This is a genomic window from Archangium sp. (assembly GCF_036388035.1).
Taxonomy (GTDB): domain Bacteria; phylum Myxococcota; class Myxococcia; order Myxococcales; family Myxococcaceae; genus Archangium.
In genome coordinates this window covers 1-2,120 of record NZ_DASVSO010000528.1, presented here as the reverse complement: position 1 = coordinate 2,120, position 2,120 = coordinate 1, and the positions used below count along the sequence as shown (strand labels likewise).

General features: G+C 65.9%; 2 protein-coding genes. Both read right to left on the bottom strand.

The features are described 5' to 3' along the window. A partial coding sequence (locus VF697_RS21325; protein WP_331097792.1) for a HAMP domain-containing protein occupies nucleotides 1–1,548 on the bottom strand: 1,548 nt, incomplete at its 3' end. 65 nt (nucleotides 1,549–1,613) lie between these two features. Beyond that, nucleotides 1,614–2,120, bottom strand: a 507-nt coding sequence (locus tag VF697_RS21320) for a HAMP domain-containing sensor histidine kinase (RefSeq protein WP_331097790.1), incomplete at its 5' end; no start/stop codon positions are given.

Sequence of the window (2,120 nt, the reverse complement as noted above, 5' to 3'; positions counted from 1 at the left end):
GTTGAGGAAGGGCATGAGGTGGCGACCGCGCTCGTCCTGGGAGAGGAAGGTGGGCAGGTCACCCTGGCGCTCCTGGAGCATGTTGGCCACGCGGCCCACGTGCTCCAGACGCATGCCCGTCACGCGCTCCTTGGCGACCTGGGCGGAGGTGTAGACGCTGTTGAGCACGTTGCCCACGTTGTGCAGCACGTTGGTGGCGATCTCCGCCATGCCCGCCTGCCGGGCCGTCTTGACGAGCTGCATGTGGACGTCCTTGAGCTCACGGGTGCGCTCCTCGACGCGCTGCTCCAGTCCCTCGTTGGCCTGACGCAGCTCCTCCTCGCGGCGCTGGACCTTGTCGGCCATGAGCCGGAAGGCCTGGGCGAGTTGTCCCAGCTCGTCCCGGCGGGAGGTGTCAATCTCGACGTTGAAGTCCCCAGCCGCCACCTTGTCGGTGGCCTGGGAGAACGCGAGCAGCGGTTGGGTGATGTGCTCCTTGAGCACCCAGTACATGATGATGAGCTCCAGCAGCAGCGAGAGCAGGCCGAGCAGCAGCACGTAGCGGGCGGCCTGGATGGCGGGCCGGGACACCACGCTCTCGGGCAGCACGGTGACGAAGTTCCAACCGGGGCCTCGTAGCTTCCCGATGGCGAGGTACTCGCCATGCTCTGGCAGTTCGAGCACATGCTGCTCGGGCGAGCGGCTCTTCACCCGCTCGACGATGTTCCGCAGGTGGGCTTGCTGCTCCTCGGTGTCGCCCTGCATGTCGCTGTTGGCGGCGCCAGCCCTGCTCAGTCCGGGACGGGCGATGATCTTGCCGTTGTCGCCCAGGAGCACGTTGTAGGCGCCGGGCAGGTGGTCGTTGACGGTGCGGGACACGAGTTCCTCGAGCAGGACGTCCTGGCTGATGGACGCGACATGGCGGCCGTCCACGTCCAAAGGCGTGGTGGACGAGGACATCGACTTGCCACTGACTTCATCCGTGTTGACGTCGGACCAGACCGTCCTCCGCTCCGGGTTGTTCTCGGGGAGGCTGGTGGGGAAGTACTCCTGGGTGGTGACGAAGAAGTCGGGCTGGGCGTCCTGGCACCAGGTGGGGCGCTCGGGCCAGTAGATGATGATCGGTCCCTCCGGCAGCGTGATGAAGGTGTCCGTGAAACGGACATGGAAGGCGGGCGCGTACTGGGTGAGCACGTCATACGAGGCCAGGAGCCGGCGGCGCATGTCCAGATCGACGGGGACTCCCTTGGGAACGAAAACCCCCGGCATCCGCGTGCCGTCGAAGCCCTCGGGGCGGTTGCGGACCGAGCCGTCGGGCAGGTGCACGAACAGCTTGTCGAAGCGAGCGCTGACCTCCTCCGCGGTGAGGGCCCGGATTCTCTCCTCCAGGGCCTTCTTGAGGACGACATGGTTGTCTTCCGCCAGCAGGAAGATGGTCTCCTCACGCTGGATGCGCTCCGAGACATGCTGCTCCAATTGCGCGAGCGCCTCGGTGCGCAAGGTGTGCAGCATGTGGAGGTAGCTGACGAGCGTGGTCAGCGCGATGATGACCCCGATGCGCGCGCCCATGGTGAGGAGCGTCGAGCGGGCCAGGGAGGCTCGGGGTTTGGACGAGGCCTGCGTGCTGGCCTGGCTCATTTCGTCTCCTGGGCTGGGTGGAAGGGAATCTCGAGTGTGAAGGTGGCGCCTTTGCCTGGCCCGTCACTGTGGACGGACAGCAAGCCACCCAACTCCTGGGCCGCCAGGGCGCTGGAGTGCAGGCCGAAGCCGTGTCCCTCTTCACGAGTGGTGAAGCCATACTGGAAGATGCGCGTGAGCAACTCGGGTGCGATGCCCATGCCGTTGTCCTGGACGGCGATGCGGACGTGGTCCGTGGGCAGGCGCTCCATCTTCACCGTCAGGATGCGCTCGGCCACGGGTACGCCATCCATGGCGTACTTGGCGTTGCTGACCAGGTTGACCAGGATCATCAACAGCTTGTTCTTGTCCGTCAGCATGGGCGGCAGGTCCGCCAGGTGGCGTTGAATCTTCACCTGATGGCGGGTGAGCCCGGCCGCGTTGATGCGCAGGGAGTCCTCCACCAGGTCCGCCAGGTTGACCGACTCGTGGACTCGGGGCGTCCGGGCGTAGTTCTGTTGCAC